Annotated in this window: 24 protein-coding genes; 4 read left to right on the top strand and 20 right to left on the bottom strand. The window is 54.2% G+C overall.

Translation table 11 applies throughout. The features are described from left to right. The first annotated feature begins 19 nt into the window (after positions 1–19). Positions 20–214, top strand: coding sequence for a hypothetical protein (locus KNP83_RS05845; RefSeq protein ID WP_214761355.1), 195 nt, complete (start codon positions 20–22; stop codon positions 212–214). A gap of 134 nt (positions 215–348) precedes the next feature. Here KNP83_RS05845 and KNP83_RS05840 read toward each other — a convergent pair whose 3' ends face one another. The 8 genes from KNP83_RS05840 to KNP83_RS05805 all read right to left on the bottom strand — a co-directional run bounded on the left by KNP83_RS05840 (position 349) and on the right by KNP83_RS05805 (position 8,831). Beyond that, on the bottom strand, positions 349–1,197 hold the full coding sequence (locus KNP83_RS05840) for a sulfite exporter TauE/SafE family protein (RefSeq protein ID WP_214761351.1): 849 nt from the start codon (positions 1,195–1,197) through the stop codon (positions 349–351). Between the two features lie 87 nt (positions 1,198–1,284). Further along, positions 1,285–1,548, bottom strand: coding sequence for a transposase (locus KNP83_RS05835; protein WP_214761349.1), 264 nt, complete (start codon positions 1,546–1,548; stop codon positions 1,285–1,287). A gap of 110 nt (positions 1,549–1,658) precedes the next feature. After that, positions 1,659–2,414, bottom strand: a complete 756-nt coding sequence (locus tag KNP83_RS05830; protein WP_214761347.1) for a hypothetical protein — start codon at positions 2,412–2,414, stop codon at positions 1,659–1,661. A gap of 183 nt (positions 2,415–2,597) precedes the next feature. Continuing rightward, positions 2,598–2,909 carry a WapI family immunity protein gene (locus KNP83_RS05825; RefSeq protein ID WP_214761345.1) on the bottom strand — a complete coding sequence of 104 codons (312 nt, stop codon included), beginning with the start codon at positions 2,907–2,909 and terminating at the stop codon, positions 2,598–2,600. Positions 2,910–3,000: 91 nt separating this feature from the next. Beyond that, on the bottom strand, positions 3,001–3,888 hold the full coding sequence (locus tag KNP83_RS05820) for an alpha/beta hydrolase (RefSeq protein ID WP_214761343.1): 888 nt from the start codon (positions 3,886–3,888) through the stop codon (positions 3,001–3,003). A 40-nt stretch (positions 3,889–3,928) separates the two neighbouring features. Next, positions 3,929–4,711 (bottom strand): AAC(3) family N-acetyltransferase, encoded by a 783-nt coding sequence (locus KNP83_RS05815; RefSeq protein WP_214761341.1) that lies wholly within the window; start codon positions 4,709–4,711, stop codon positions 3,929–3,931. Positions 4,712–4,716: 5 nt separating this feature from the next. Then, a complete protein-coding gene (locus tag KNP83_RS05810; RefSeq protein WP_214761339.1) occupies positions 4,717–7,728 on the bottom strand; it encodes an AAA family ATPase in 3,012 nt (1,003 codons plus the stop codon). Continuing rightward, complete coding sequence (locus KNP83_RS05805; RefSeq protein ID WP_214761337.1) at positions 7,725–8,831, bottom strand: exonuclease SbcCD subunit D; 1,107 nt, start codon at positions 8,829–8,831, stop codon at positions 7,725–7,727. The genes KNP83_RS05810 and KNP83_RS05805 overlap by 4 nt, the downstream gene beginning before the upstream one ends. 105 nt (positions 8,832–8,936) lie before the next feature. On the opposite strand from KNP83_RS05805, the gene KNP83_RS05800 reads away from it, so the two are divergent. From KNP83_RS05800 to KNP83_RS05790, 3 genes are read left to right on the top strand one after another with little or no spacing between them, the layout of a single operon-like run. Further along, positions 8,937–10,670, top strand: coding sequence for an ABC transporter ATP-binding protein (locus KNP83_RS05800; protein ID WP_214761336.1), 1,734 nt, complete (start codon positions 8,937–8,939; stop codon positions 10,668–10,670). Beyond that, positions 10,667–11,539 (top strand): NAD(P)-dependent oxidoreductase, encoded by an 873-nt coding sequence (locus KNP83_RS05795; protein ID WP_214761335.1) that lies wholly within the window; start codon positions 10,667–10,669, stop codon positions 11,537–11,539. Before KNP83_RS05800 ends, KNP83_RS05795 begins: the two co-directional genes overlap by 4 nt. A gap of 46 nt (positions 11,540–11,585) precedes the next feature. Beyond that, positions 11,586–11,819, top strand: a complete 234-nt coding sequence (locus KNP83_RS05790) for a DUF2188 domain-containing protein (RefSeq protein WP_214761333.1) — start codon at positions 11,586–11,588, stop codon at positions 11,817–11,819. Between the two features lie 15 nt (positions 11,820–11,834). Here KNP83_RS05790 and KNP83_RS05785 read toward each other — a convergent pair whose 3' ends face one another. The 12 genes from KNP83_RS05785 to KNP83_RS05730 form a co-directional block, all read right to left on the bottom strand. Continuing rightward, positions 11,835–12,485 carry a DUF975 family protein gene (locus tag KNP83_RS05785; RefSeq protein ID WP_214761331.1) on the bottom strand — a complete coding sequence of 217 codons (651 nt, stop codon included), beginning with the start codon at positions 12,483–12,485 and terminating at the stop codon, positions 11,835–11,837. A 58-nt stretch (positions 12,486–12,543) separates the two neighbouring features. After that, positions 12,544–13,206 (bottom strand): copper homeostasis protein CutC, encoded by a 663-nt coding sequence (locus KNP83_RS05780; protein ID WP_214761329.1) that lies wholly within the window; start codon positions 13,204–13,206, stop codon positions 12,544–12,546. 14 nt (positions 13,207–13,220) lie between these two features. Then, the gene (locus KNP83_RS05775; protein ID WP_214761327.1) at positions 13,221–13,991 is read right to left on the bottom strand and encodes a DeoR/GlpR family DNA-binding transcription regulator; all 771 of its coding nucleotides are present in this window, start codon (positions 13,989–13,991) and stop codon (positions 13,221–13,223) included. Positions 13,992–14,295: 304 nt separating this feature from the next. After that, entirely contained in the window at positions 14,296–14,913 is a 618-nt protein-coding gene (gene plsY, locus KNP83_RS05770; protein ID WP_483297894.1) for a glycerol-3-phosphate 1-O-acyltransferase PlsY, read from the bottom strand. 11 nt (positions 14,914–14,924) lie between these two features. Continuing rightward, the gene (locus KNP83_RS05765; RefSeq protein ID WP_214761325.1) at positions 14,925–15,860 is read right to left on the bottom strand and encodes a M15 family metallopeptidase; all 936 of its coding nucleotides are present in this window, start codon (positions 15,858–15,860) and stop codon (positions 14,925–14,927) included. A 75-nt stretch (positions 15,861–15,935) separates the two neighbouring features. Beyond that, positions 15,936–16,355, bottom strand: coding sequence for an acyl-CoA thioesterase (locus KNP83_RS05760; protein ID WP_214761322.1), 420 nt, complete (start codon positions 16,353–16,355; stop codon positions 15,936–15,938). Positions 16,356–16,385: 30 nt separating this feature from the next. Continuing rightward, the gene (locus tag KNP83_RS05755; RefSeq protein WP_214761320.1) at positions 16,386–18,647 is read right to left on the bottom strand and encodes an AAA family ATPase; all 2,262 of its coding nucleotides are present in this window, start codon (positions 18,645–18,647) and stop codon (positions 16,386–16,388) included. Positions 18,648–18,704: 57 nt separating this feature from the next. Then, positions 18,705–19,388: a hypothetical protein gene (locus KNP83_RS05750; RefSeq protein ID WP_214761318.1), complete on the bottom strand. Its 684-nt coding sequence runs from the start codon at positions 19,386–19,388 to the stop codon at positions 18,705–18,707. Between the two features lie 102 nt (positions 19,389–19,490). Then, positions 19,491–21,059 (bottom strand): BCCT family transporter, encoded by a 1,569-nt coding sequence (locus KNP83_RS05745; RefSeq protein WP_214761316.1) that lies wholly within the window; start codon positions 21,057–21,059, stop codon positions 19,491–19,493. A gap of 126 nt (positions 21,060–21,185) precedes the next feature. Further along, positions 21,186–21,674: a DUF3939 domain-containing protein gene (locus KNP83_RS05740; protein WP_251139194.1), complete on the bottom strand. Its 489-nt coding sequence runs from the start codon at positions 21,672–21,674 to the stop codon at positions 21,186–21,188. Positions 21,675–21,782: 108 nt separating this feature from the next. Beyond that, positions 21,783–24,497 carry an aconitate hydratase AcnA gene (acnA, locus tag KNP83_RS05735; protein WP_214761313.1) on the bottom strand — a complete coding sequence of 905 codons (2,715 nt, stop codon included), beginning with the start codon at positions 24,495–24,497 and terminating at the stop codon, positions 21,783–21,785. A 197-nt stretch (positions 24,498–24,694) separates the two neighbouring features. Beyond that, the gene (locus KNP83_RS05730; RefSeq protein ID WP_214761312.1) at positions 24,695–26,290 is read right to left on the bottom strand and encodes a peptide chain release factor 3; all 1,596 of its coding nucleotides are present in this window, start codon (positions 26,288–26,290) and stop codon (positions 24,695–24,697) included. Between the last annotated feature and the right edge of the window lie 18 nt (positions 26,291–26,308).

Raw genomic sequence — 26,308 nt, 5'->3', positions numbered from 1 at the left:
TATGGAAGGGGGTGTCCTTATGAGCGATTCAACGTTTCGCAAGCGATTGGTCAAAGCGACCCATCTCCATCGTTCGCCGAAAGGACAACGCCACGGAGAAGACAAACCGCGGCGTGAAAAACGCGACATCGATGCGTTCGAAGAACGTCTTCGTGAAGCGAAGAGTAAGGTCGGGGAGATTCAGGAAAACATTGACCATATTGCTAGACGTTAATACCTCGTCTTCGGACGGGGTTTTTTTACTGTATTGAACAGGTGACCAACGCTCAGTACATTGCTCCTATCTGAACGGGATGCCGTTGTGTCATCTACACAAACAAACCCCCGTCCGAAGACGAGGGTTTGGCTTCACTTCGAACGTGGTCGGATGAACAGCGCGACGATGAACGAGAGCGCGAGCACGACGAGCAGTCCGAGTGAAATGTCATTATAGCCGAGCAAATTGAGAGCGACACTGATGGCGACGACGACATAGAAGCCCCCGAGCGCCTTTTTGACGAGTTGCGAACTGAACCGCTGCAACTGTTTCGCCCCAATCGGCGAACCAATCATCGCACCGGCGATGAGCGCCAAGCCGTGCCAATAGTTCACATCGGCGCCAGCGACGGCATAGTTAATCACACCCGAGACGACGATGAGGAAGGCCGCAGCGATACTCGTCCCGACGGCCCGTTTCATCTCGGTGTTGAGCAATTTGACTTGAAGCGGTGTCAACACGAAGCCGCCACTGACACCCATGAGTGACGAGATGAAGCCCCCGAACATTCCGATGAATCCGAGGCGAGGGACCGACTCCGAACCGACGCTGCCCTCCTCATGCTGTTTCGACCGGAAGAACGAGACGGCAAAATACGTCAACAGCGCGATATAGGCGAGCGAGATGACCGGTTTCGCCCCGTCGAGCGTCTCGAGATATAACACGAGCGGAGTCGCCACCCACGTACCGGCGACTCCAAACGCACCAATCAAGAGCGCATGTTTCGAGTTGACGTTCTTTAATTTGATGTGAGAGATCGTACCGGCCGTCGTCGATCCGAGCGTGAGCATGAGACTGAGGGCGATGGCCGCACTCGCCTCGTATCCGAAGACGAGCAGGAGCGGCGTGAGTAAAATCCCGCCACCGATGCCGAAGAATCCGCTCAAAATCCCGATGAGCGTTCCGAGCAACAGAAACGATAGTAATGCTGAGACGTCCATGAACAAACCTTCTTTCTTTCCTTTTCATCACTCATCATAACAAAAAAGGGACGCAGATTGCGCCCAGTAACATCAATTTTACATCCATCACGGATACAAGTCTTCCTCCTGTAAGTAACCAATGAAGGATTCTTGCAGTTCCCCTTCCGTGTCCACATCATCGAGCAGTACTGTCGCTTCCATGTCTGAATCATTGAGGGACGAACTACCGTCAATCACCCCGAAGACGTTAGAGACCGTATCCACCATCACGACTTCCATAAGATGCATCATTAACTTTTGTTGTTCCGCATCCATCTGTTGATACATGTGAATCGCCTGACTATACAGATCGGTATCTGATGATGACACTTCCTCTTCGTACATTTCCCTATACGTGTGAAGCCCTTCCTGTACGACGGTCTCGTATACAGCCTTTACAAATTGTTCTGTTTTTTTCCACCTCAGTCGCTCCCCCTGTTTTAAACGTCATCGAGCGAGAAGTCAGAAGACCGTAGCCACTCCGCTTCTTTCATCAAGTCTTCATCTATCACTTTTCTCAATAATACTCCTACACCGATATGCGTTCGGGCTGCTTCACGTCGTATCATGAAGCTTGGATCATCAAACGCCTCGGTCAGTTGAAAATATGCGCCGTCCGCTCCAGGATCAACCGCTTCCCAATCAAACGCTTCAATCGTTTCGATGTTTCCATGCTCCAGTAACGCGTGACTCCAATAGTTAATCCAACTCACTTCACGCACTTTTAAGAAACAGAACTCATCCCGCTCATATGTCCAAAAAATCGTATTGTCTAAAAGTTCTTGTGTATCTACAAATACATCCCTATCTAAATCTAGTCCAATTGATGCCCGATAAGGTTTCCATGTCTCACATACGAAACGAAACAGGTCGATCCATTTTGTTTGTTCCAACAGAAATTGCTGTTTACTAAGCACGAAGTCAAATCCCGCACTGCCTGGTAATCCGCCTCGAGTATTCATATTAATGTAACTCTTTCGTTTCTCTAATCTGCTCATAAAACTATAACTGTCCTCGAATCCGTCAATCCACATTTCTTGAAATACTTCTTTAGAAAATGCTTGCTTGACCGGCTCGTAAAATCCAACTCTTGATAGTTGTACCTCGAACTGATTCAACAACTCCAAAAAGTTCATGGCGTCACTTCTTGTCCCAATGTCCTCTTTAAAACAGAACCGTAACGAAATCGTCTCCATACCTTTCACTCCAATTTTAATTAGTTCCAGCAAATTGATCGAATATGTGACCGGTCCCTAATTGTTTACTTGTTTCAACGTGAATCAAGGCAAAAATGGCGGCGGTAAGATTTCAGTCATCTCCTGCTCCAACTGGCTATAGAACTGTTCCATCTCTTGTTGCGGGAAGAAGAATGCATCCACTCACTTCGGTCCACTCCTGGCCCAGAACGTCCATTTATATAAGGCGTCTGCTTTACGTTCAATCCTCAACACGAAATACGGTTCAATCGGATCGAGTAAATACTTGTCCGAGGTGCCATCTAGTAACGTTCTCATTTGAAACAATAGATCCTGGAACTCTGACTCGAGGAGTAACGACCCGTAAAACTTGAAGATGAATCGCTGTTCGACCTCGATTGTGAGCAAGGAAGCGATGAACACGTCATCCCCTGTTTCTGAATATTTTCTTGGGAACAATTCAATCGTTACGTCCTCATGTTGAATTTTTGCCATATGCCCACTCCAATCGGTTTCACGTTACTGATCGACAACGTGCCGATGCCCCTTCTCATAAAAAGAGTCCAGGTTTCCCTAGACTCCTCGTTTATAACACCCGCTCTAAAAACTCGAATACCGTCTGACGATATTCGGTCTGGAACGAGCGATGCGACTGCACGTGTCCATCATTCTCGGTCACCCATAGCTCGACATCTTCCCCGGCCGCAGCCAATTGCTCGCTCTCGCTCACCGGGATGGCATCGTCACCTTGACTATGAATCAATAATACCGGTGCCTCGATTTGAGGCATATCATCAATCGGTTTGACCACATCCGCGTCGAGCCCGGTGAACCAAGGCGTCACCGTCATGATGACCGGCGTGAACGGGAAGTTCGGCAAATCGCTCCATACCGGCAAGTTCGTCTCAAGGTAGCCACGGAGGTCACTAAACGGGCTATCGGCGATGACGGCAGCCACATCGGTCTCGTCAGCCGTCGCGAGCGCCGTCGCGGCACCCATCGACACGCCATACAAGACGATTGGTCCGTCCGAGCGTTCTTTCGCATATGCGATGGCCGCAGCAAGGTCGGATTGCTCTTTCGCTCCGACCGTCACACGGTCCCCTTCGGAAATCCCGGAGCCACGGAAGTCGAACGTCAAGAACTGATACCCTTGCTCATGGAATTCCGGAATCAATTCTTTGAGCGGCAAATCGGTCTGTTCCCGGTTCTTCCCGTAACCGTGCGCGAAGACGATCGTCGCGCGCGGCGTCGGATGCGGAATCCACCAGCCGTATAAATCTTGTTTATCCTCTGATTCAATCGTGATGTTCTCATACTTGACGCCTAGCGTCTTCGGGGTGAACGTCAACGTCTCCCGTTCAGGTGACGTCAATTGATCCCCGATATGGGCCGAGATGCCCACGACGGCAAGAAACGCGACGAGCACCAACACCCCGACAGCGATTCCAACATATTTGACCCAGCGATTCATCGCAGTGCCCCTCTCCTAAATATAGTTCGCATCAACCGTCTTACCGGAGCCAGCTCCGTAAGGCGACGAGCGCGTGTTGTACCGGCTCCCACGTGTCAGACGGGATGACGTAACACGTCGCCTCGTGAATCGTGAACGTCTTGACGTCGGCCCGCTTGACGATATTCTCTCCGATGGCGCCGAACGGGTCACTGTTGACATCGATATGTTCGAACGTCTTCCACACCCGTCGACCGTTCTCCATTAACGCACATTCGAACGGTTTCACCGGACCGTCAATCCCGTATTCGGCATAATGCCATAACGTCGTCGCATCGAGCGGCGATCCGAGATGGACAATCTTTGCATCGCGCTCAATCATCCGCTCGAGCGGCGACCCTGGCCCGAAGCCGACGTCAATCGTATGCCCGGCCACGATTTGTTTGGCGTCCCGTCCCCATGCGGCGACCGACCACATCGGGTGGTCGCTCCGGAATACGTCCGGATACGTTCGGAACAGTTCTGGGACCCGGCCCATGCCTCGGGTCGCTGTTTTCGCCGGGTCATACGCCGGCATCTCATCACGGATCGTCTGCCACCATTCGACCGGGACCGGCGGGGCTTCCCATTCCGCAGGATTTGAATTGTCCCCGCTCTGGGTCGCCATCATGATGAGCCCGTCCGGTCCGACCGCTTCTTGGAGCGCCTCGATGACGGTCTGAGGACCGCCGCATACCCAGCCCAGTTTGGATAGGGACGTATGGACGAACAGTGCGTCCCCTTGGCGTATGCCCGCCTGTTGCAGGTGGGCCACTAACGTTGTTTTCGTTTCCATATGTTTCATCGGTCTCACTCCACGATGAGCTGGATCGTCGACCCGCTCCTTGATTTCTTGACTTCAATCCGGGCGTCGACCCGGTCCTTTAATTCTTGGACGTGGCTGATGACCCCGACGAGCCGACCGCTCGATTGTAGCGACATGAGCAGTTCAATCGCTTGATCGAGTGATTCGGCGTCGAGCGTCCCGAACCCTTCGTCGATTAGCATCGTCTCGAGACTGACCCCGCCACTCAATTGCTGGACGACTTCGGCCAGTCCGAGAGCGAGCGAGAGCGATGCTTTGAAGCCCTCGCCGCCCGATAAGTTTTGGACCCGGCGTGACTGACCGGTATAGGCGTCAAAGACTAATAATTCGAGACCGGACTTGGCATTTCCTTTCGCCGTCTCGATTTTCCGCTCCAATTGGAACTGTCCGCTCGTCATCTGATCGAGATGGACGTTGGCCGCATGGAGTATTTGATCGAAGAACGCCGTCTGCACGTACGTCTCGAACGTCAATTTTTGTGGATTTTGGCCCCGCCCCGTGTCGGCAATCAATTTGACCGTCTCGAGATTCCGTTGATCCTCATCCGTCTTCTCGCGAAGCGCATTCCATTCGTCAACGATGTGGCGATGGCGTTTCAGCTGCCCGTCTGCCGTCACGTGTTGTTCGGACAGTGCGTCAAACGAACGGCTTTCCTCCTGTAGTCGTTCCTGGAGCTGTTCTAGATTTGGTCGCGGGCGGTCCCCGATTTTCTCATTGAGCGCCTTGAGCGCGTGTTCGAGCCGGACCCCTTTTTCAAGCTCGGTCGCTTGACGCTCGCGCAGCTCGGGCAGTTGCTCGACGCGCGCGCGATACTCTTTGAACATGGCTTCGGTCAACTCGACCTTTTCAAGCGCCGCCTCGAGTTCAGTCGTCGCTTCGGAAAGACGACCGTGCTCGAACTCGAGTTGTTCGCCGAGGAGACGGAGCCGCTCCGCTTCTCCCCACTTCAATCGATTAAGTTCGTCGAGCCGACGTTCATACGCCGTCACGTCCCGTTCGATGCTTGCAAGTCGCGTCGTGAGCTGACTCCGCTCGGTCTTTAGCATCTCTAACGTCGTCCCATCGGGTTGACGCATCGACTCGAGTTTCTCTTGAACGGTTTGGAGCTGTTCAAACAGCTTTTGGCGCTCATCAGCCTGTATACGTTTCGCTGTCTCGAGTTGCTTCAATTCGGTCGTCGTCGCACGCAGGAGACGTTCATGCCGTTGACGTTCTTCGGCCTGTTGACGCAACTGTCGGACACGTGCGTCTTGGTGTTGCAACGCGGTGTCAGCCACACCGTCGAGTTTCAATTCGACCTGAGCGAGATCGCGTTCACGAATCAGTTCATCGAGTTGTCGTTTGAGCGCCCGATAATCCGCGCGCGCCTCATGGAGTTCAGCCTCAATCCGTTTCAATGCCTCAACGGCTGAACGATGACCGGCCTCATCAATCGACGTCTCTGTCCGCTCGACGTGTCCGTGGGTCAATGAGCCGCAGACCGGACAAGGTTCGCCCGTCTCGAGCTGTTCACGCAGCATGTCGGCCATGCGGGCGTGCTCGGCCTCAACGAATTGGTCGACCCGTTCTGTTTGAGAAGTGAATTGTCGTTGGATGTCCTTGCCGCTCCGTTCACAGGCGGCGAGCCGTTCCGTGACCTCGACCACTTTCGCCTCGAGTCGAGCCTGTTGTTGGAGCTGACTATAGCGCCGTTCCGCCTCGACAAGCTCGTCTGGGTCCGGAGCGTGCTCGAGTTTGGCCAGAAGGTCGGCTTCAGTCGCTTGGAGTTCCTGGAGACGCGCTTCTTCTGAGAACTGGCCGAGCGGCTCTAGCTGTCGCTTCAAGTCTTCCCGATGTCGCGTGGCACGGTGCCATTCATCGACGTACGGGAGCATCTCGTCAATCGCATTGACGCGCCTTGTGGCTTGATCGGCTTCCTGGCGCATGCCCGTGATGGCCACGGCTTCTGCTTCCAACGCCTTCAGCTGTGTGGCGTAGCCTTCGTCCCGTTTACGAGATGCATCGCGTTCACGTGTTAACCGCTCGATATCGTGCCGCACCGTTTCGGTACGTTGATAGAGCGGATTGACGCTCGCCACTTGTTCCAGTCGCTGGATGAGCGTTTGACGTTGTTCGCGCGCCTCGGCCGCTTTACGGAACGCCTCGAGCGATGTCTCGTGCACATCCCGCTCTTCCATCAACTCGACGAGCGCTGTCGCCTGATTCACATCTCGGCGCAACGCCTCGAGCCGTTCCTCACCAGTCCGACGCTGTGCCTGTAGCGCGTCCCTCGTCGCCAAGAGACGTTCCTCCCGGGCGTCGAGCCACGTCACGATGTCAGGCAAGTTGCGGGTCGACATGTCTTCGACGGCCTCATCTTCGAGCTCCAACAGTTTTAGACGCGTCGTCTCGACCGCCCATTCGACACGTTTGCGGTACTTGCCGTAACGTTCAATCCATTCTTCCTGAAAGGCGCGGTACGCCTCCGTCTTGAAGATCGATTGTAAAATCTGTTGCTTCTTCGTCGAATCGGAATCGAGGAGCTGACGGAACTGGTTCTGCGGTAACAGCAAGATTTGGCTGAATTGCTCATAGCTCAGCTGCAACAACGATTCAATCGTCTGCTCGACGTCGTTCACTTTCGTCGCGAGCGGCTTCCAGGCGTCCTTCCATTCATAGAGCACCGCCTCATGCGGAATCGGCGTCTTGTTTTTCGGGTGCGGTTGTTGCGGTTGCCGGACGATGCGATACCGTTCGTCGCGAATCGTGAACGAGAAGTCGATTTCGGTCTTCCGTTCCGGATCCGCGTATTGGCTTCGGAAGTCGCTGGCGTTCCGGAGCGCCCCACTTGCCCGGCCATAGAGCGCGAACGTCATCGCGTCAAAGATTGTCGTCTTGCCGGCACCGGTCCGGCCACTGATGACGAACATCGAACGTCCCTCGAGTTGCGTGAAATCGATGTGTTCCGTCTCGGCGTAAGGACCGAAGGCGGTGATGGTCAATTGTTCCGGTCTCAAATCGATTCCTCCCCTTCTAAGAAACGTCGCACCGTCGCATCGGCATCGCGGCCATGGACGGCTTTAAAAAAGTCCATATAAACGTCCTCGACCGATTGCCGCTCAAGTTTTTCTCGTTCGAAGCGAGACGTCTGGTCTTGACGCCGCAACAACTCCAGTTCGAGATGCAAGATGTTCGGATAGACGGTCCGTAACTTCGCCATCGGGTCGAACAACGCACGCTCATCGGTCAAGACGATCTTCAAATAGTCGTCGACGGCCTCGTCTTGATAAAATGACGGGTCGAGCAACTCGTTCAGCGTCCCAGTCAAGATGCGCAAGTCTCGACGAGCTGTTAGCGGGCGCCGACGGCGTGTCCATCCCCCGTCCCACTCGATGATGTCGACCGATTTCACATGGGTCGCCTCGGAGAACGAATATTTCATGAGCGACCCGCTGTACGAGATGCGGTCGTCGCGGATGGCGTCGCGGTTATGCAGGTGTCCGAGCGCAGTATAACCGAACGGGGCGTACAGCCCTTTCGCGACTTGCCCGGCCGTCCCGACGGACAGTTGCCGTTCGGAATCGGTCTCGAGGCCGCCGGCGACGAAACTGTGTCCGACAGCGACGGCTTTCGGGTCGATCGTCCCGTAAGATTCCACGACCGCGGCGAGCGCGTCATGATGGGTCCGAATCGACTCGTCGCCGAACGCATAGCGGATACGCGCCGGCTCCAGGAACGGCATCAAATAAAACGGGATGTCGTTCACGACAATCGGTCCTGCGCCTGGGTCAACCTTCCCGACGATATGGAGCCCGACTTTCGTCAACAGTTTGGAGCTGTATTGGAGCCGCTCGGCCGAATCGTGATTGCCGGCGATGGCGAGCACGGGGATGCCCCGCTCGAGGACGAGCGCACGCCACATCTCATCGAGCAGGTCGACGGCCTCGACGGGCGGCACGGCCCGGTCATATAAGTCACCGGCGACGACGATGGCATCCGGCTTCTCCTCGTCGACGATGTGTAAGAATGACTCAAATAAAATAATTTGTTGTTCTTCTGTCATATGGCGGCCATGGACGATTTTACCTAAATGCCAATCGGCCGTATGTATCCATTTCATGCGACTTCACCTCTGATTCCATTCTAGCATTATTCCGGTGTACGATTCGACGTCTTGACACTTGTTTTCGAAACAGCGAAAGTTAATAGGAAAGGGGGACGAATCATGGAGTCCACATCCACATGGCAAGCATTTCTACGCTTGTTCCGTGTCGCTCGACCACCGAAAGGTCTGTTTATCGGTGCCGTATTGATTTCATTGCTTCAAGCGATGGCGTCACTCGCCATCCCGCTCATCTTGCAACGCGTCGTCGACAATTGGAGCGAGGCCGCACTCGACGCCCGCCTCGTCGCGATTTTCGTGGCGGCATTCCTCATTCAAGTCGTCTCGAGCGCGATTTCGATTTACTGGTTACATATCGTCGGACAACGAGTCGTCGCCAATTTGCGGACGACATTATGGGAGCATCTCGTCGCACTGCCAATCCCGTTCTATGACAGCGTCAAATCAGGCGATCTCGTCTCGCGGTTAAATAACGATACGACGACGTTACAGCAACTCTTGTCCGAACAGAGCGTCCGTCTCTTGACGTCGTTCGTCTCGGTCATCGGCGCCGTCGGAATCTTGTTCACGCTTGACTGGCAGATGACGCTCGTCATCTTGTTCTCTGTGCCGACGACCCTCTTGATCGTCATCCCGCTCGGACGGAAACTTCGCAAAATCGCCAAGGCGACACAACACGAGCTCGGCGACTTGTCGGGATTCTTCGCCGAATTGCTCGGAGAGATTCGGCTCGTCAAATCACAGGCGACCGAATCCGTCGAGGTCGCAGAAGGAAAACGCCGAATCGAGCGTCTCTTCGGCCTCGGTGTGCGTGAAGGACGAATTCAGGCAATTTTGATTCCGCTCTTGAACGTCACGTTGACCGCGATGCTCATCGCTATTCTCGGCTTCGGGGCTTATCGGGTCTCGACCGGCGCCTTGTCGACCGGCTCATTGCTCGCGTTCATGCTGTACTTGTTCCAAATCATCACGCCGCTCATCACGATGACGGAATTTATCACCCGGCTTCAGAAAGCTCGCGGGGCGACCGAACGAATCTCCGAGCTGCTCGCCATCGAGCCAGAACCGTATACGGATGACCCGTCGACGATTCGGCAGTCGTCACTCTCGTTTGAGGGCTTGACGTTCCGCTATGGCGACCAACCGGTCATTGACGACGTGTCGCTCACTGTCCCGTTCGGTGCCACGACGGCCATCGTCGGACGCAGCGGTGCCGGCAAGACGACACTGTTCGCCCTCGTCGAGCAGTTCTACCTCCCGTCGAGCGGTCTCATCCGTTACGGGGACCAAAACATCGCAACGTATGGCCGAAACGAATGGCGACAAGTCATCGGCTACGTCGCCCAAGATTCGCCCGTCCTATCCGGGACGGTGCGGCAAAATATCCTATACGGCTTGACCCGGACCGCGACCGAGGATGAGATTCGTCACGCCTGTGACATGGCCAACGCCTGGTCGTTCATCGAGGCGATGGCGGACGGGCTCGACACAGAGATCGGCGAGCGCGGTGTCCGCTTATCGGGCGGACAGCGCCAACGGCTCGCCATCGCCCGTGCACTGTTACGTGACCCGCAAATCTTATTACTCGACGAGGCGACGTCAAGCCTTGACTCGGAATCCGAGCGCGTTGTCCAGGAAGCGCTCGACCGGCTCATGACAGGACGGACGACGCTCGTCATCGCCCACCGCCTCTCGACCGTCCAACATGCCGACCAAATCGTCGTGCTCGAGGATGGCGGCATCAGTGGGCTCGGGACGCATCAAGAGTTGCTTCGAGACAACGCGCTCTATGAACGACTCGTGAAACAACAACTTTTAGGAGGCAATCAACTATGAAGACAGTCGGATTTATCGGACTCGGTGTGATGGGTCAATCGATGGTCAGAAACTTGATGAAGGCGGGATTCGAAGTCCAAGCGTATACACGGACAAAAGAGAAGGCTACTGATTTATTGGCGGAAGGTGTTCGTTGGTGTGATTCGGTCGAAGCCGTCTGTCAACACGCTGATGCCGTCATCACCATCGTCGGTTACCCGTCTGACGTCGAGAGCCTTTATTTCGGGGACGGAATGATTTTACAATCAGCCGAGCCGGGCACGCTCGTCATCGATATGACGACGTCTTCACCGCTCCTGGCCGAGCGAATCGCCGAGGCCGCCATCGATCGCAGCTTGCTCCCACTCGACGCTCCGGTCACGGGTGGTGACGTCGGGGCCAAGAACGGCACGTTGTCGATTCTCGTCGGCGGTGGCGAATACGCCTTCACGAAGGCGCGACCGCTGTTCGAGGCGATGGGTCAATCGATTGAGCGGATGGGCTATGCTGGAAGTGGACAATATGGGAAGCTCGCCAACCAAATCGCCATTGCTGGTATCATGATGGGCAACGCCGAGATGCTCGCCTTCACGAAACGGGCCGGGCTCAATCCCGATCAATTACGCCAGACGATTCGGGGCGGCGCCGCCGGTAGCTGGACGCTCGAGAACCTTGTTCCCCGGATGATTGTCGAGGACTATGCCCCTGGTTTCTTCATCAAACACTTCCTGAAGGACATGAAACTCGCCCTCGAGAGCGCCGAACAGTTGAACATCAAACTACCGAGCCTTGAGTTGGCGTATAAACTTTACTCCATCCTCGAAGAGAACGGTTATGGTGAGAAAGGGACCCAGGCGCTCATCGAATACTACATGCATCAGGACGTTTGAATCGTCCCGGTCGTGGAATTAGTAGTACAGAAGGGAGCGATGAGAGATGCCATGGAACATGAAAGACTATCCAGAATCACTGAAAAACTTCGACCCGCTCGTCAAAAAGAAAGCCATCGATATCGCCAACGCCTTGCTCGCCCAAGGATACTCCGATCAAAAGGCGATTCCGATCGCCACGGAACAAGCGAAGAAGTGGCATGAAAATGCCTCAAAAGAAGAGAAAGCTGAGTTCAGCGCCGCCCCCGACCCGAAAAAGTCGGATCGGCACGGCACATAAAAACAACCGGTCGGCTCATAAGCCGACCGGTTGTTCGTTTGCATCTGTCTGCGCCTTGATTTCGAGATATAATCCTGCGAGCGCCGTACTGATATAGGGTTGCACGAAAATATAGGCCAATCCCCCCGTGAACATGACGAGCACATACCAGCCGATGAAACTCGCATACAAGCGTAACATCGTCCGTTTATGGCCGCGCATGAGACGCTGGCTTGCCCGCATCGCTTGAAACGCGGACAGTTCCGGTTGGTCCCGTAACACGAACGGGACCATGCGATACGTCAAATAGAACCAGACGCCCGGGACGATGAAGAACAGCATGAGCACGTTCAACCCGAGGTAAAAGACGGCATAATACGTGACCGCTCGAACGTAATCTTTGAGCGAACCGAACGCATCGAACAAGAGCCCGAACAAAGGCTTCTCCGCTTTGGCGATATCGAGGAACACCCAGTTGCGACCGAGTTCGAGCGGCGCGAGCAAGACGGTTGCCGCGTACAGCAGACCGATTGACACGAACAGGACGCTCGGATCCGTCGATTCCAAATCGAGCTGCGTCGTGATGACCGCCTGAACGAGCATCGTCGCCACGACCGCGAGAAGCGAGATACCCCAGTTACCGGACAACATCCGGAGGGCAAATTGTTTATAGACTGATGATTGCATGACTTCACCTACAGTATCGTTTTCTTCATTATAGCAAAAAAACAGTCAGCCGACTGTTTTAGCGTGCCATCTGTTGCTTGATTGCCTTGAACTTGTGCTCATCCAAACGGCCGTCAGTACGCACACCGCCACCGACATGGACGAAATCAACACCGAGCCGATCGATGAGATTTGCCACATTGTCGGCCGTGATGCCGGCACCCGGGAGGATGTTCATCTCCGCCACCTCATGCATCGCACTCAATCGCTCTAAACCTTCGAGCGCTGTCGCTTGTCCGCCGGACGTCAGGACGTGGTCGACTTCTGGGAAATCGTTCAATACCGTGATCGCGTCCATCAAGTCGGCTGCGTCATCGATGGCCCGGTGGAACGTAAGCGCCATCTCGCCCTTATGTTTAATCACTTCCCCGAGTAGCGCCTCATCGATGCGCCCGTCCGCCGTCAAAGCACCGAATACAATCCCGTCGGCCCCAAGTTCACGGCACAGACCGATATCCGCCAGTATCGTCTCGGCATCGTCAGCGTCATAGACGAACGAATCCGTATGGGGACGAATCATGACATGCACGGGAATCGTCGCGTGTTCCAAGACGTTTCGAATCGTCCCAAAGCTCGGCGTCGTTCCTCCTGCCTGCATATCCGCAATCAGTTCGAGGCGGTCCGCCCCATAACGTTCGGCCAGTCTGGCCTCTTTCAATGTCGTCACAATCACTTCAATCATGAAATCACTCCTCCTTATGGAGCGAAGCGCCATTCGACCTCGTGCTCCGCTAATACGCGTTTCCAATCCGTCGGTTCCGGGAAGTCCGAGATGACCGTCGTTACTTTTGAAAAGTCGGAGACGCGGTATCGTTTTTGTTGGTTGAACTGGGTATGATCGGCGAGCAAGTAACATTGACGGGTTTGATCGAGGACCGCCTGCGTCACGGTCGAGAGACCATGGGCGTCACACGTCAAGCCAAGCGAGGCATCGACCCCCTCGACGGACAAGATGGCCATATCGAACACGTACGTCTTCAGTTGCTGCAGGACGTGCTCGCCGACGGTGACGAGGTGTTTCGGGTCGATCGTTCCGCCGAGCAATTGGATGTCTCCCGTGAATACACCCTTCGCTCGTTGCTCGAAGAGCGCCTTGGCGACCATGAGCGACGGGGTGACGACGGTCAAATTCCGTCCGCGAAGCCGGGCCGCGACCTGTTCCGGAGCGACGCCGTGTCCGATATAGAGCAACATGTCATCCTCGACGAGCTGGAACGCCGTATAGGCGATGCGGCGAATCCCATCCATATTCGAGATCATCATCGGCTGGAACGAGACGCTCTGATGGAGCACCGCTCCGCCATACACCCGTTTAATGCGATGTTCTTTCTCCAATTCTTCTAAGTAGCGCCGAATCGACTCCCCCGAGACGTTCAACCGTTCAATCAACTCGCTCGTCTTCACTTTGCCTTCCCGCTCTATCCATTCAACAATCTTTTGTTTACGTTCTTCTCCAATTAAAGACACTTCCCTGCCTCCTCCGCAAATATCGCTTCCTTTTTCAGTGTAGCGAACGGATGTAAATTTAACGTAAACAGAAAGTAAAGAACGGGCAAATCCAACACTTTTTTCGTAATTATCGTCAAAAATCAACGGAAATCCACAACAATCATCTCGTAAAGAGTGATTCACCACTCAATTTTTTTTGTAACTCACGAAACATATGTCAATGCATCGGTCGGATCGATCCAATCTAACATGTGCGTCCCTCCTACAAAAATAGACCAAACCAACACTCCCATACAGAGAGATAATCAGTTCGGTCCAGTCGTTATCCTTTTCGTTTTTGAAACAGCGGCACTTTCGGTTCCGTGCCCGCACGGATGCGTTCCCAGTTCGAACGGTGCTTGATGATGATGAACAAGGCGAGCGGGACGATGACGATGAGCGGCAACCAGTCTTTCGTCATGAGGCCATAGACGACGACCGTCACGAGTGCGACGACAGAGGCTGCCATCGACGAGAGCGACACCATCTTTGAGACGAGCAGCGTCACGATAAACGTACCGACGACGACGACGAAAAACCACGAGAACGCCGCGAGCAGCACGCCCGCGCTCGTCGCCACCGATTTTCCGCCCTTGAATTTGGCGAAGATGGGATAAGAGTGGCCGATGATGGCCGGAATCCCGGCGAGGAGCAGGCTCATCTCGCTCCCGAATAGGAGCGGCAATAACGCTGCGACCAAGCCTTTCCCCATATCGCCTAGCAGGACGATCGTACCGGCTTTCTTCCCGAGCACGCGAAACGTGTTCGTCGTGCCCAAGTTCCCGCTCCCGTGCTCGCGGACATCGACTTTATAGCCGAGCTTACCGACGAGGAGGGCGAACGGGATTGAACCGAGTAGATAGCTGATGATGATCATGATGATTTCTGTCAAATAAGGCATCGCGATTCCCCTTAATTCATGGATTGCTCGAGATAGCGTTCGAACGGGACGTTCGTCTTGTGAACGTTCGTCGCATGTTCCACCCCGATGTAGCGTAAGTGCCACGGTTCAAACATATAACCCGTCTCCGCTTCGTAGGCACGTTGATAGCGGACGATGAACCCATATTTATGGGCGTTGTCGGCCAACCACTTGCCTTCTTTCGTCTGCTCAAGGCTTTGTGTCAATTGATACCCGACCGAGGCGCTCGAGACGTCGATGGCGAGTCCCGTCTGATGTTCAGAATGGCCCGGCGGTGCCGAATACTTCATCGCTTGTTCTTTTCCGTCTTTGGCGACGTAAGCGTTAAACAATTGGACTTGATAGTCGTATGAACGGAACGCGCTCGTCCCTTTCAAATCGATTCCGGCCGTTTTCGCACCGGCCATCAATTTCTCGATCGCCTGTGCGGCTTCTTTACGGAGCATTCTCCGCTCCCCGGACGCCGTATCGACGAAGTCGATGTTTGCCGTCACGAGGTCGTTCGGTTTGTAACCGGCCGGCAAGGCGATTTGTTTATTGACGAGGATGAGCGTATCGAGTTTCAGATTCGCCGTCCCATTTTGCTCGAGCGGCTCGCTCGGCGTCTGAGCCGGTTCTTCCACAGGCGGTGCCTCGGCAACAGGTTTTTCTTCGCCCTCAGGCTCGTCTGTTGCCGGTTCTTCTGAAGGCTTGTCTTCCGCAGGCTTGTCTTCTGCCGGTGGCTCGGCTTCAGGCGCCGGAGCTTCTTCCACCACTTCGTCTTCTGTATCCTTCGGCACATCGGCCGGCGTTTCTGTTCGTTGTTCAGTCTCGGTTTCAGCCGGTTTGTTATCGGCTTCTTCCGCTTCGTTTTGGTTGCTTGTGTTACAGCCCACCAAGGTGAGCGTCAAGGCGCAGCATACCATCAACAGAGATGGTTTTCGCATGCGATCTTCCCCTTTCTTTGTACAAAAAATACCGTCAAGATATGATACCATACTGACGGTACAAAAGAACCACTGTTATGTGACGGGACTCATGACACGCATATACATGTCATGCCACTCTGGAAACTCGCGGTCGAGACGGATTGGTTTGAAGTCACCCTGTTTGACGACGACGTGGGTCGTCTTCGCCGAACCGACGAGATTCCCGTCTTGATCGGTCAATTCATAGCCATAGACCGTCCGAATCTTCGAATAGCTGTCGACCCATACCCGGACGTGGACCGTGTCCCCGAACGTGACGCTCTTCTTATAGTCAACCGAGACGTTCGTCACCGGAGAGACGAAGCCCGCCTGTTCCATGTCTTTATATTCAACCCCGAGCTCGCGCAATAACTCAGTTCGAGCAATTTCGAGATAGACTAAATAGTTCGCATGATAGACGATGCCCATCATGTCGGTCTCTTGGTAGCGGACCGGAATCTGAATCGTATGCATTGAATCGTCCTCGCTTTCAAGGTCATTATATTATAACTTGGTCTTAATATCTACTACTAAAATATGATTCAAGTCCTCAGTTTCAGCCTGTCCGTCCATCAAACGATAAGACTGTCTCGCGATGGCTTCGTCAATCAACGACAGCGCCGTTCGCGCGTTTGGTCGCTCGATGCCGGACAGTCGCTCCATGAGCGCTTGCTCCACCGCCTCGTCATACGTATAACCAAATTTCGCGGCATACGTCTTGGCGATCTCGACGAGTTGGTCGGTCGAGTAATCCTCGAACTGGATGGTACGTTTGATTCGACTGTTCAGCCCCGGGTTCGACTCGATCAATCGCCGCATCGGCGCCTCGTAACCCGCCATGACGACGACGAGGTTGTCCCCGTGTTTCGGCATCTCATCGACGAGCGTATCGATCGCTTCACGTCCGTAGTCGTTCGGACCGCCGTTCAAACTGTACGCTTCGTCAATCAACATCACGCCGCCGAGCGCATCGCGGATTGCCGCTTTCGTCTTTTGGGCGGTCTGGCCGACATAGCCGCTGACGAGATCGGCCCGGCTGACGACTTTCAAGTGTCCCCGTTTCAAATAACCGGTCTTCTTCAACAGCTGGGCATACAGGTGCGCGAACGTCGTTTTCCCTGTCCCGCTGTTGCCGACGAGTGCGGCATGAAGTTGGACCGGTGCCGTCTTCAATCCAAGTTCGCGGCGTCGTTTTTGAATCGTGACGAGCGCTTCGATTTCACGCAGTTGACGTTTCGCCTCGTCCATCCCGACCAAATCGTCGAGTGTCGGGGCTGATGTGTCCTCGGTCGCATCCATCTCGAAATCGACTTCTGTCAACAAGGCCATCTCGTCGAGCGGGGCATCGGCACCGAAGCGAGACCCTTTTTTGAACATGGCATCGAGCAGAATGTTATGCACCGTGCGCGCGTTCCCGAACGTGGCGTCGACCCGTTCCCGGTCGATGCGCGCAATCAAGGCGCGTTTCGCCTCGACCGTCAGGACGTAATTGTTCTCTGCGGCGACTTTCTCCCCGATGGCGACGAGCTCGTCGTCACTATAGTTCGGCAACTCGTAGTGGTTCGATTCCGGGAAGCGCGAACGTAACCCCGGATTGGCCAAGAGGAAGTGACGCATCTCTTCCGGATAACCGGCGAGGATGACGACGAATTTACCGGCGTACTCGCCACTCGTCATCGCGGCGACGAGCGTATCGATGGCGGCCTGGCCATAGTCACTTCCGCTCGCGTCCTGCCGTTTGAGCGCATACGCCTCATCGATGAACAGGACTCCCCCCTCGGCTTCTTTCACTTTGTTCATGACTTGCTCCTCGGTCTGTCCGACGAACGCGCCGACAAGACTCGACCGATCGGCCTCGACGACGTCGGGACGGGCGAGTAGACCGAGCTCAAAATAAATCTCGGCCATGAGACGCGCGAGCGTCGTCTTGCCCGTGCCGGGATTTCCGGTGAACACGAGATGGAGCGATGGTTGATGTTTGGACGAGAAGCCCGCCTTTTCCCGTTCTTTTTGGAACAAGAGGAAACGATACCATGCTTTGACACGTTGCTTCACGTCCGAGAGCCCAATCATCGCCTCGAGGGATTCGATGGCGCTCGAACGGACCTGTTCCGTCTGCTCCGGCAAATGCTCGACTATCGTGGCGAGCCGCTGTTTGACGAGATCGACCCGTTCACCAAAACGGTGGAACGATTCACGGCTGAAGTAATTGCCTTGCATCGACGCCAAGAGCGAAGCCGTGTCATCCTCGAGTGCGGCCACTTCTTGCATCGCCTCGATGACGACGAGGAATAACCGCTCGAGTTGACCTTTGAACTCCGAATCACGAAGGTCGGATTTGGCACGTTCAATCTCGTCGTGGAGCTGTTCGAGTTGCTCGAGCAATTCAGACGTCTTCGCCTCGTACTCGGTCAAGATTTGGACTTTCATCGACGCATAATCCGTCTCCCGTAATTTTGGCCATTCGACGTGCAAATGCTGTTTGTGACGTCGCAGCACTTCGTATAATTGACTGACGCGTAGTGCTGGCGGCAATGCGTTGAGTGACTCCAATTCTTTGACCCAACGATGTAACAACGGGTCGATGGTCTGGCGCGCTTCGAATCGTCTCGAAGCGAGGAGCGTCAAGGTGCGAATCAACTCTTGACGGTGCCCGGTCGCGCGGGACCAATGGGCGTAAGACAATAACGCCGCTTCCTCGATGCGCCCGCCCGCTTCCCACGCCGTCAAGTCCGATTGCACTTGATCTAAAGTGATTTGTTTCATAGTATTCTCCTTTTTAGACGACAAAGGAGCCGACGTTTCAGTCTGCTCCTCGCCGGGTTATCGTGATTCAAAAGAAGTCATTCGAATCGAATGGAACAACTTTCCGTTGTTGCGTGATTCGGCGGCGAGCAAGATGCGCTCGTTCGCATCGACGTAATACGTCACGGCCTCTTCATTCTCATCTTCACTGAAAATCGATGGATACTTTTCGACCCACTCTGCCGGGACAGCCTCAGGCGACTCTTTTTTGACGAACGCTTGCGCGGTGCGATTGATGATATCGACGTCACCTTCGCTCGAACCGAGCGTGCCATCGTCGAGCCATTTGCGAATCTGCTCATTCGTCGCGCGCGACAGGAATGGGTGCGGTGCCACGGCGCCGGAGCTCGTCTCTTGGCTGTTCGTCTCCTCACCGTCCGGATTGAACTCACGATAAACGGTACCGTCCCATTCGGCCCGGGCCCCGACGTTAGGACCTTCCACGACCTCAGACACGAAATGACCGTCTTCATCGTATGTCACTTCATATTCACGAACTTCCAACGTCTCGCCGTTCTCCGGCAGTTTCTTCTCTTCATAACCGATCACGACGGATGTGTAGAACGGTTCGGCCCGGTTGACGCGGCCCTCGTCGTCATTCAAGTTCATGATCGAGTAAAAGTTATAGGCGAGCAGGACGCCGACAATGAGGATTCCGGCAAAAATCACCCAACTCAATCGCTTTTTCACATGTTGTTTCATAGAATGCCCTCCCAATCTTCTTCACTTACTATCCTACACTAGCGAGAGGGTCCTGCAAAACATTTACAACCAAAAAAGGGCCTCAACCGAGACCCTTTCGCTTTATCCGAGCTTATCTTCTTCTTCCTGCTTATACGCTTCAATATACTTGTCCCGTTCGTCCGGTTCATCGGACAAATCTTTGAACAAGGCGACAATCATCAGGATTAACACGAAGATGAAGGGGAACGCGACCAGGATTGCGACCGCTTGGAGCGCTCCGAGTCCACCGACATATAAGAGTACGGCGGCGATTGAGGACTGAATGAATCCCCAGACGAGCTTGATTCGCATCGGTGGCACGAGTTTACCGTTCGTCGACAACATGCCGAGCACGTATGTCGCCGAGTCCGCTGACGTGATAAAGAAGACAGAGACCAAGAAGATGGCGACAATACTAAGGATTGTCCCAAACCCACCAAACGTCTCGAACAAAGCGAACAATCCGACTTCCGTGCCGATCTCGTTGACCGTGGCAATCAAGTTTGCTCCGCCGTTCAAGTCGGCCCAGATAGCGGCACCTCCGAAGACGGAGAACCAGAGTAGACCGAACGAGGTAGGTACGAGCAGGATACCGATGATGAACTCACGAATCGTACGTCCTTTCGAGACACGGGCGATGAACGTCCCGACGAATGGTGACCATGAAATCCACCAAGCCCAATAGAAGATCGTCCATCCGTTGATCCATTCACGTTCCGCTGGCTCAAATGCAGCCGTCCGGAAACTCATCGACGGTAACTGTTGCAAGTATGTCCCGATCGTCTGCGTGAACAAATCGAGGATGAAGGCACTCGGTCCGACCATGAGCGTCGCAATCAATAGGACGATGGCGAGAAAGATGTTCGTATTACTTAGGATACGAATCCCTTTCTCGAGTCCCGTCGAGGCACTGATCATATAGAGCACGGTCACGATAGCGATGATGACTAACTGTGTCATAAACGCATTCGGTACGCTTGGAATCAAGAAATGAAGGCCACCGGCAATTTGCTGGGCCCCGAAGCCGAGCGATGTCGCCACACCGAACGCGGTCGCGATGATGGCCAACACATCGACCGTCCGCTTGACCGATGTTTCGTAGCGGTCATTGACGAGCGACCCGATCGTCTCCCCGATTGTCGCCGGGCGACCTTTCCGGAACGTCGAGTAAGCGATGGCGAGCGCGATCATCGCGTAAATCGCCCAAGGATGCAAGCCCCAGTGGAAGAACGAATAGCGCATCGCGGTACGCGCATCGCCTTCAGGTGAACCCGACTCGAATGGCGGCGCGTGAAAATGAGACAACGGCTCCGCTGCCCCCCAGAACACGAGTCCGATACCCATCCCGGCGCTGAACAACATGGCGAACCATGATAGATAGCCGAATTCCGGACGATCCGTATCTTTCCCGAGTCGAATTGACCCGAACCTCGAGAAGATTAAAAAAATGGCGACGAGGAGAATTCCGGTCGCACTGAGTAAATAAAACCAACCAAAGCCGTTCGAGAGCCAGCCCTGCAGTTTCGTCGTCACATTTAAGAGACTGGCGTTGCCGAGGACGCTCTCTGGGATGACACCCCAGATCGTGAATAAGACCGTAATGATGGCTGAAACGAGAAAAACGGTCGTTACTTTGCTTTTCCTTTCCATAATCTCACTCCTATTCAATTTTCTTATTTTCATATACGTTTTCCACCGTAACATAGTTTGTAAACCCGACTCAACCCCATGACGTGCTCGGCCGGCCATGTCAAAAAAAGTGACGATGGTATGTCGTCACTCCAGCGGTTTCGGTTCCAAAGACACGATTAACGTCTCATCAACGACGTAATAAGGCCGTTTTGGCAGTACTTTCAAGTAGCCACCCTCACGTAATCGAGTCAAATCCAATTGCAATGTTTGTTGAAATTTTCGAAACGGTATTTTTTTTTCTTGTTCAAAATATAAATCGAGCGCCCGCTGCACTTGATCCATCTCATAAACCAATTCCCGCTCGTCCTCGGGGACGATATGAAACGTCTCTTTTGACATATAAAACCGCTGTCTCGGTTTTCCGGGCAAGTGTTTTTTTAGTCGAGCCAAATCGATTTCTTGGGCCTCGTCGAGTAAGACCGTACGATTGACGCCTTTCGGTAACGTCTGCTCATATTCATGGATGGCTTCTCGCAACTGTGGAAGCGTAAGGTCAATCTCTTCCTCCGGCATTTCCTCTTTTTGCGTCAGCCGTTGCCACCAGCTTTTACCTGATTTCGTCTGTCGTTCCATACACTCCCCCCTCTCCCCATTCTGTTCCCGATATGAGTCATCCTCTCACCTCATATTCGCACATTCACAAAAAAAACCTTCCTTTTTTGCAAAAGGAAGGTCATTGGCTTACTTCAATTTGTTGCGGAGAACCATCTGTAAGATGCCACCGTGACGGTAGTAATCGATCTCGACTTCAGAATCGAAGCGAGCGACGACTTTGAACTCGGTCACTGTGCCGTTCTCATGTGTTGCTTTGACGTTCAGGATATCACGTGGGCGGACTGACTCGTCGACTTGGATGTCGATCGCTTCTTCGCCTGTGAGTCCGAGAGAGTCGGCCGACTCCCCGTCCATGAACTGGAGTGGCAAGACGCCCATCATGACGAGGTTCGAGCGGTGAATCCGTTCGAAGCTCTGTGCGATGACGGCACGGATGCCGAGAAGATTCGTTCCTTTGGCTGCCCAGTCACGCGACGAGCCCATACCGTAGTCGTTTCCTGCGAAGACGACGAGGCCTGTACCTTGCTCTTTGTACTTCATGGCTGCATCATACATCGGCATGATTTCGCCGGTCGGCCAGTACGTGGTGAAGCCGCCTTCAGTGCCTGGTGCGACTTGGTTACGAATGCGAATGTTCGCAAACGTCCCACGCATCATGACTTCGTGGTTCCCACGACGTGAGCCGTACGAGTTAAAGTCGAGCGGTGCGACGCCCTTCGACTGAAGGTACTGTCCAGCTGGTGTCGTCTTCGAGAACGCACCGGCCGGTGAGATGTGGTCGGTCGTGACCGAATCGGCAAACTTCCCGATGACACGAAGGCCGTTCAATGCGTGAACTTCTCCAGCCTCTGGCTCGAGGTTTTCGAAGAACGGTGGGTTTTGGATGTACGTCGAGTCGTCTGAGAAGTCATACAAGTTGCCTTCTGGGACGTCAAGCGCGTTCCAACGTTCATTGCCCGTGAACACTGTATCGTACTCTTTGCGGAACGCTTCCGGTGAGACGACGTCTTGAACGACCATCTTGATTTCATCGTTCGATGGCCAGATGTCTTTGAAGAAGACTTCATTGCCATCTTTGTCCGTTCCGAACGACTCGTTCATGATATCGAAGTTGACCGACCCGGCGAGCGCGTATGCGACGACGAGTGGCGGTGACGCCAAGAAGTTCGCTTTTACAAGTGGGTGGACGCGGCCTTCGAAGTTACGGTTCCCCGAGAGGACCGACGAGACGAGCAAATCGTTCGATGTGATCGCTTCTTCGACTTCGCGGTCGAGCGGACCCGAGTTGCCGATACATGTCGTACAGCCGTAACCGACGGTGTTGAAACCGAGTTGGTCAAGGTATGGCGTGAGACCGGCTTTGTCGAGGTAGTCGGTAACGACTTTCGAGCCCGGTGCGAGCGACGTCTTCACGAATTTAGGAACCGTGAGACCACGTTCAACGGCTTTCTTCGCGACGAGACCTGCGCCGACCATGACGTATGGGTTCGATGTGTTCGTACAGCTCGTGATGGCTGCAATCGCCACGTCACCCGTGCGCATGTCGACAGCGCCGTCCGTGTAGTTGACAGCTGCCGTTTTGTCGAGCTCAGCCCGGTCAAGTCCGAAACCGCTGTGTCCGGCTGGTGCCGTCACGCTGTCGACAAATGCTGACTGAAGGTCTGACAAGTTGATTCGGTCTTGTGGACGTTTCGGTCCAGCAAGTGACGGTTCCACTTTCGACAAATCGAGCGTGAGCGTCTTCGTGAATGACGGATCCGCTTGGTCTGGCGTGTAGAACAAGTCGTTCGCTTTCGAATACGCTTCGACGAGGTCGATCAATTCTTCTGGGCGACCTGTCGTGCGCATGTAGTTGAGCGTCTCGGTGTCGACTGGGAAGAAGCCACAAGTCGCACCGTATTCTGGTGCCATGTTGGCAATCGTGGCCCGGTCTGAGAGCGGCATCGTGTGAAGCGATGGACCGAAGAACTCGACGAACTTGCCGACGACTTTCTCGTTACGGAGCATCTCGGTGACGACGAGCGCGACGTCTGTCGCTGTGACACCCGGATTGACTTCACCGATGATTTTGACGCCGACGACGTCTGGTACCGGGAAGTAAGACGGTTGGCCGAGCATGCTCGCCTCGGCTTCGATTCCACCGACACCCCATCCGAGGACGCCGAGACCGTTGATCATCGTCGTGTGCGAGTCTGTCCCGACGAGTGAATCTGGATACGCGACATTGCCTTCACCATCGTTCTTCTCGAGGACGACCGAAGCCAAGTACTCCAAGTTGACTTGGTGAACGATCCCTGTCGCAGGCGGTACGGCACGATAGTTATCGAACGCTGTCTGCGCCCAACGCAAGAACTTGTAACGCTCTTCGTTGCGCTCGAACTCGATGTCCATGTTTTTCATGAGTGCGCCGGCAAATCCGTACGCATCGACTTGGACCGAGTGGTCGACGACGAGGTCGACCGGGATTTCTGGGTTGATTTTGTTCGGGTCTCCCCCGAGATCGCTCATTGCTTTGCGAAGCGAGGCGAGGTCAACGACCGTCGGAACCCCCGTAAAGTCCTGAAGGACGACGCGAGCCGGTTTGAATGGAACATCGATGTCTTTCGAAACTTCGGCAGTACCCCATTTAGCCAAGTTTTCGACGTGTTCTTTCGTGATGGCGCGGCCATCCTGTTGGCGAAGCACCGATTCGAGCAAGACACGAATCGAGTACGGAAGTCGACTAAGTTCCGTCACCCCTTCTTCTTCAAGCTTTTTAAGCCGGTAATAATCGTACGCTTGTCCATTGACCTCGAACTGCGTCCGAGATTTGAAAGCGTCTAATACGTTCGTCTGTTCCATACGATATCCCCCTTTTTGAAAGCGGCGACTTCGGCACGTGCCGTAATCGCTTACTTATCACATGTTTATCATAATACAACTATAGCGTGACGTAAAATACATTCCGTCACAAATTAGTCATAAGTAAAACTTATTAGCGACGTCAAACTCACTGAAACGAGAAAAGACGGCCCTTGGACAAGAGCCGTCTCGAATCATTATTCTGCGCCAATCTCGACGTTGACGTCGAGGGCGTCGACGAGCGTGAGCTCGTCTTCATACCGTTCTTTGAAGCGGTCGAACGTGAACTCGTTGGCGAACAAGAACACGGGACGCTCCCAACGATCCGTCACGAGCATGTTGCGTGAGTCTTGGAACGGCTTGAGCGCCTTCAGTTCCTTGTCCTTCACCCAACGCGCGACGCTGTACGAGACCGGCTCCATGCGGATGTCGACACCGTATTCATTGTTCAAGCGATACTCGAACACCTCAAATTGGAGTTGACCGACCGCACCGAGATAAATCTCGTTGTATTCGTTGCGATACACTTGAATCGCTCCCTCTTGGGCGAGCTGTTCCACACCTTTGTGGAAATGCTTCGATTTGAGCGAGTTGATCGGCGAAACGCGCATGAACAGTTCAGGCGGGAACGTCGGCAACGCCTCGAACGCGATTTTTTGTTTTGATGTGGTGATCGTGTCGCCGATTTGGTACGTTCCCGAATCGTAAATCCCGATCACGTCCCCCGCGAACGCCTGATCGACCGTCTCCCGGTCGTTGGCCATGAGTTGCGTCGATTGGCTCAACTTGATTTTCTTCCCAGTCCGTGTGAGCGTGACGTCCATGCCGCGCTCGAACACGCCCGAACAGATGCGGACGAAAGCGATACGGTCACGGTGGGCCGGGTTCATGTTCGCTTGAATCTTGAAGACGAAGCCGCTGAACTCTTCTGATGTCGGGTCAATCGGACCGACGTTCGACTTGCGGGCCTCAGGGGCCGGTGACATCTCGAGGTAATGGTTCAAGAACGATGTCACGCCGAAGTCGACGAGGGCCGTCCCAAAAAAGACCGGAGTCAGTTTCCCGTGCTGAATCGCATCGACTTCGATTTCATTGCCGGCACCGTCGAGCAAATCGATTTCGTCTCGGAGGTTCGTCAAGTTCTCTTCCGTCAAATAGTCGGCAAGAATCGGATCATTGACGCCGTCCTCGTTCAACGTGAGCGTCGATTTCTCGCCGCGGAACAAGTGGACTTCGTTCTTCAGGCGGTCGTACACGCCTTCGAACTGCATCCCGCTCCCAATCGGCCACGTGACGGCGACCGAAGGCATGCCGAGCACTTCTTCGAGCTCTTCCATAAGTTCGAGCGGGTCTCTCGCTTGGCGGTCCAATTTGTTCATGAACGTGAAGATCGGAATCCCCCGCATCCGACAGACTTGGAACAGTTTCTTCGTCTGCGTCTCAATCCCTTTGGCCGCATCGATGACCATGACGGCACTGTCGACTGACGTCAACACGCGATACGTATCTTCCCCGAAATCGTTGTGACCTGGCGTGTCCATGATCGAGACGACCTTGTCTTGATAGACGAACTGCATGACCGACGAGGTGACCGAGATTCCACGTTGTTTCTCGATTTCCATCCAGTCCGACTTGGCATGCTTGGAATTTTTGCGGGCTTTGACCGTCCCCGCCTCACGGATGGCGCCCCCGTGAAGGAGCAACTTCTCCGTTAGCGTCGTCTTACCGGCATCCGGGTGCGAGATGATGCCGAAAATCCGACGCTTCTCTACTTCTTGTTTTAATTGATTCATGTATGGCTCTTTCCTTTC

The sequence above is a fragment of the Exiguobacterium sp. s146 genome (assembly GCF_018618415.1).
Taxonomy (GTDB): domain Bacteria; phylum Bacillota; class Bacilli; order Exiguobacteriales; family Exiguobacteriaceae; genus Exiguobacterium.
The sequence above is the reverse complement of the archived record's forward strand: the minus strand, read 5'-3'. Positions and strand labels throughout refer to the sequence as shown.

What these genes read in the sequence shown, in the direction of transcription:
- KNP83_RS05845 (WP_214761355.1), top strand. Translation starts at nt 20, where the DNA reads ATGAGCGATTCAACGTTTCGCAAGCGATTGGTCAAAGCGACCCATCTC.
- KNP83_RS05840 (WP_214761351.1), bottom strand. Translation starts at nt 1,197, where the DNA reads ATGGACGTCTCAGCATTACTATCGTTTCTGTTGCTCGGAACGCTCATC.
- KNP83_RS05830 (WP_214761347.1), bottom strand. Translation starts at nt 2,414, where the DNA reads ATGGAGACGATTTCGTTACGGTTCTGTTTTAAAGAGGACATTGGGACA.
- KNP83_RS05825 (WP_214761345.1), bottom strand. Translation starts at nt 2,909, where the DNA reads ATGGCAAAAATTCAACATGAGGACGTAACGATTGAATTGTTCCCAAGA.
- KNP83_RS05820 (WP_214761343.1), bottom strand. Translation starts at nt 3,888, where the DNA reads ATGAATCGCTGGGTCAAATATGTTGGAATCGCTGTCGGGGTGTTGGTG.
- KNP83_RS05815 (WP_214761341.1), bottom strand. Translation starts at nt 4,711, where the DNA reads ATGAAACATATGGAAACGAAAACAACGTTAGTGGCCCACCTGCAACAG.
- KNP83_RS05805 (WP_214761337.1), bottom strand. Translation starts at nt 8,831, where the DNA reads ATGAAATGGATACATACGGCCGATTGGCATTTAGGTAAAATCGTCCAT.
- KNP83_RS05800 (WP_214761336.1), top strand. Translation starts at nt 8,937, where the DNA reads ATGGAGTCCACATCCACATGGCAAGCATTTCTACGCTTGTTCCGTGTC.
- KNP83_RS05795 (WP_214761335.1), top strand. Translation starts at nt 10,667, where the DNA reads ATGAAGACAGTCGGATTTATCGGACTCGGTGTGATGGGTCAATCGATG.
- KNP83_RS05790 (WP_214761333.1), top strand. Translation starts at nt 11,586, where the DNA reads ATGCCATGGAACATGAAAGACTATCCAGAATCACTGAAAAACTTCGAC.
- KNP83_RS05785 (WP_214761331.1), bottom strand. Translation starts at nt 12,485, where the DNA reads ATGCAATCATCAGTCTATAAACAATTTGCCCTCCGGATGTTGTCCGGT.
- KNP83_RS05780 (WP_214761329.1), bottom strand. Translation starts at nt 13,206, where the DNA reads ATGATTGAAGTGATTGTGACGACATTGAAAGAGGCCAGACTGGCCGAA.
- plsY (WP_483297894.1), bottom strand. Translation starts at nt 14,913, where the DNA reads ATGCCTTATTTGACAGAAATCATCATGATCATCATCAGCTATCTACTC.
- KNP83_RS05765 (WP_214761325.1), bottom strand. Translation starts at nt 15,860, where the DNA reads ATGCGAAAACCATCTCTGTTGATGGTATGCTGCGCCTTGACGCTCACC.
- KNP83_RS05760 (WP_214761322.1), bottom strand. Translation starts at nt 16,355, where the DNA reads ATGCATACGATTCAGATTCCGGTCCGCTACCAAGAGACCGACATGATG.
- KNP83_RS05755 (WP_214761320.1), bottom strand. Translation starts at nt 18,647, where the DNA reads ATGAAACAAATCACTTTAGATCAAGTGCAATCGGACTTGACGGCGTGG.
- KNP83_RS05750 (WP_214761318.1), bottom strand. Translation starts at nt 19,388, where the DNA reads ATGAAACAACATGTGAAAAAGCGATTGAGTTGGGTGATTTTTGCCGGA.
- KNP83_RS05745 (WP_214761316.1), bottom strand. Translation starts at nt 21,059, where the DNA reads ATGGAAAGGAAAAGCAAAGTAACGACCGTTTTTCTCGTTTCAGCCATC.
- KNP83_RS05740 (WP_251139194.1), bottom strand. Translation starts at nt 21,674, where the DNA reads ATGGAACGACAGACGAAATCAGGTAAAAGCTGGTGGCAACGGCTGACG.
- acnA (WP_214761313.1), bottom strand. Translation starts at nt 24,497, where the DNA reads ATGGAACAGACGAACGTATTAGACGCTTTCAAATCTCGGACGCAGTTC.
- KNP83_RS05730 (WP_214761312.1), bottom strand. Translation starts at nt 26,290, where the DNA reads ATGAATCAATTAAAACAAGAAGTAGAGAAGCGTCGGATTTTCGGCATC.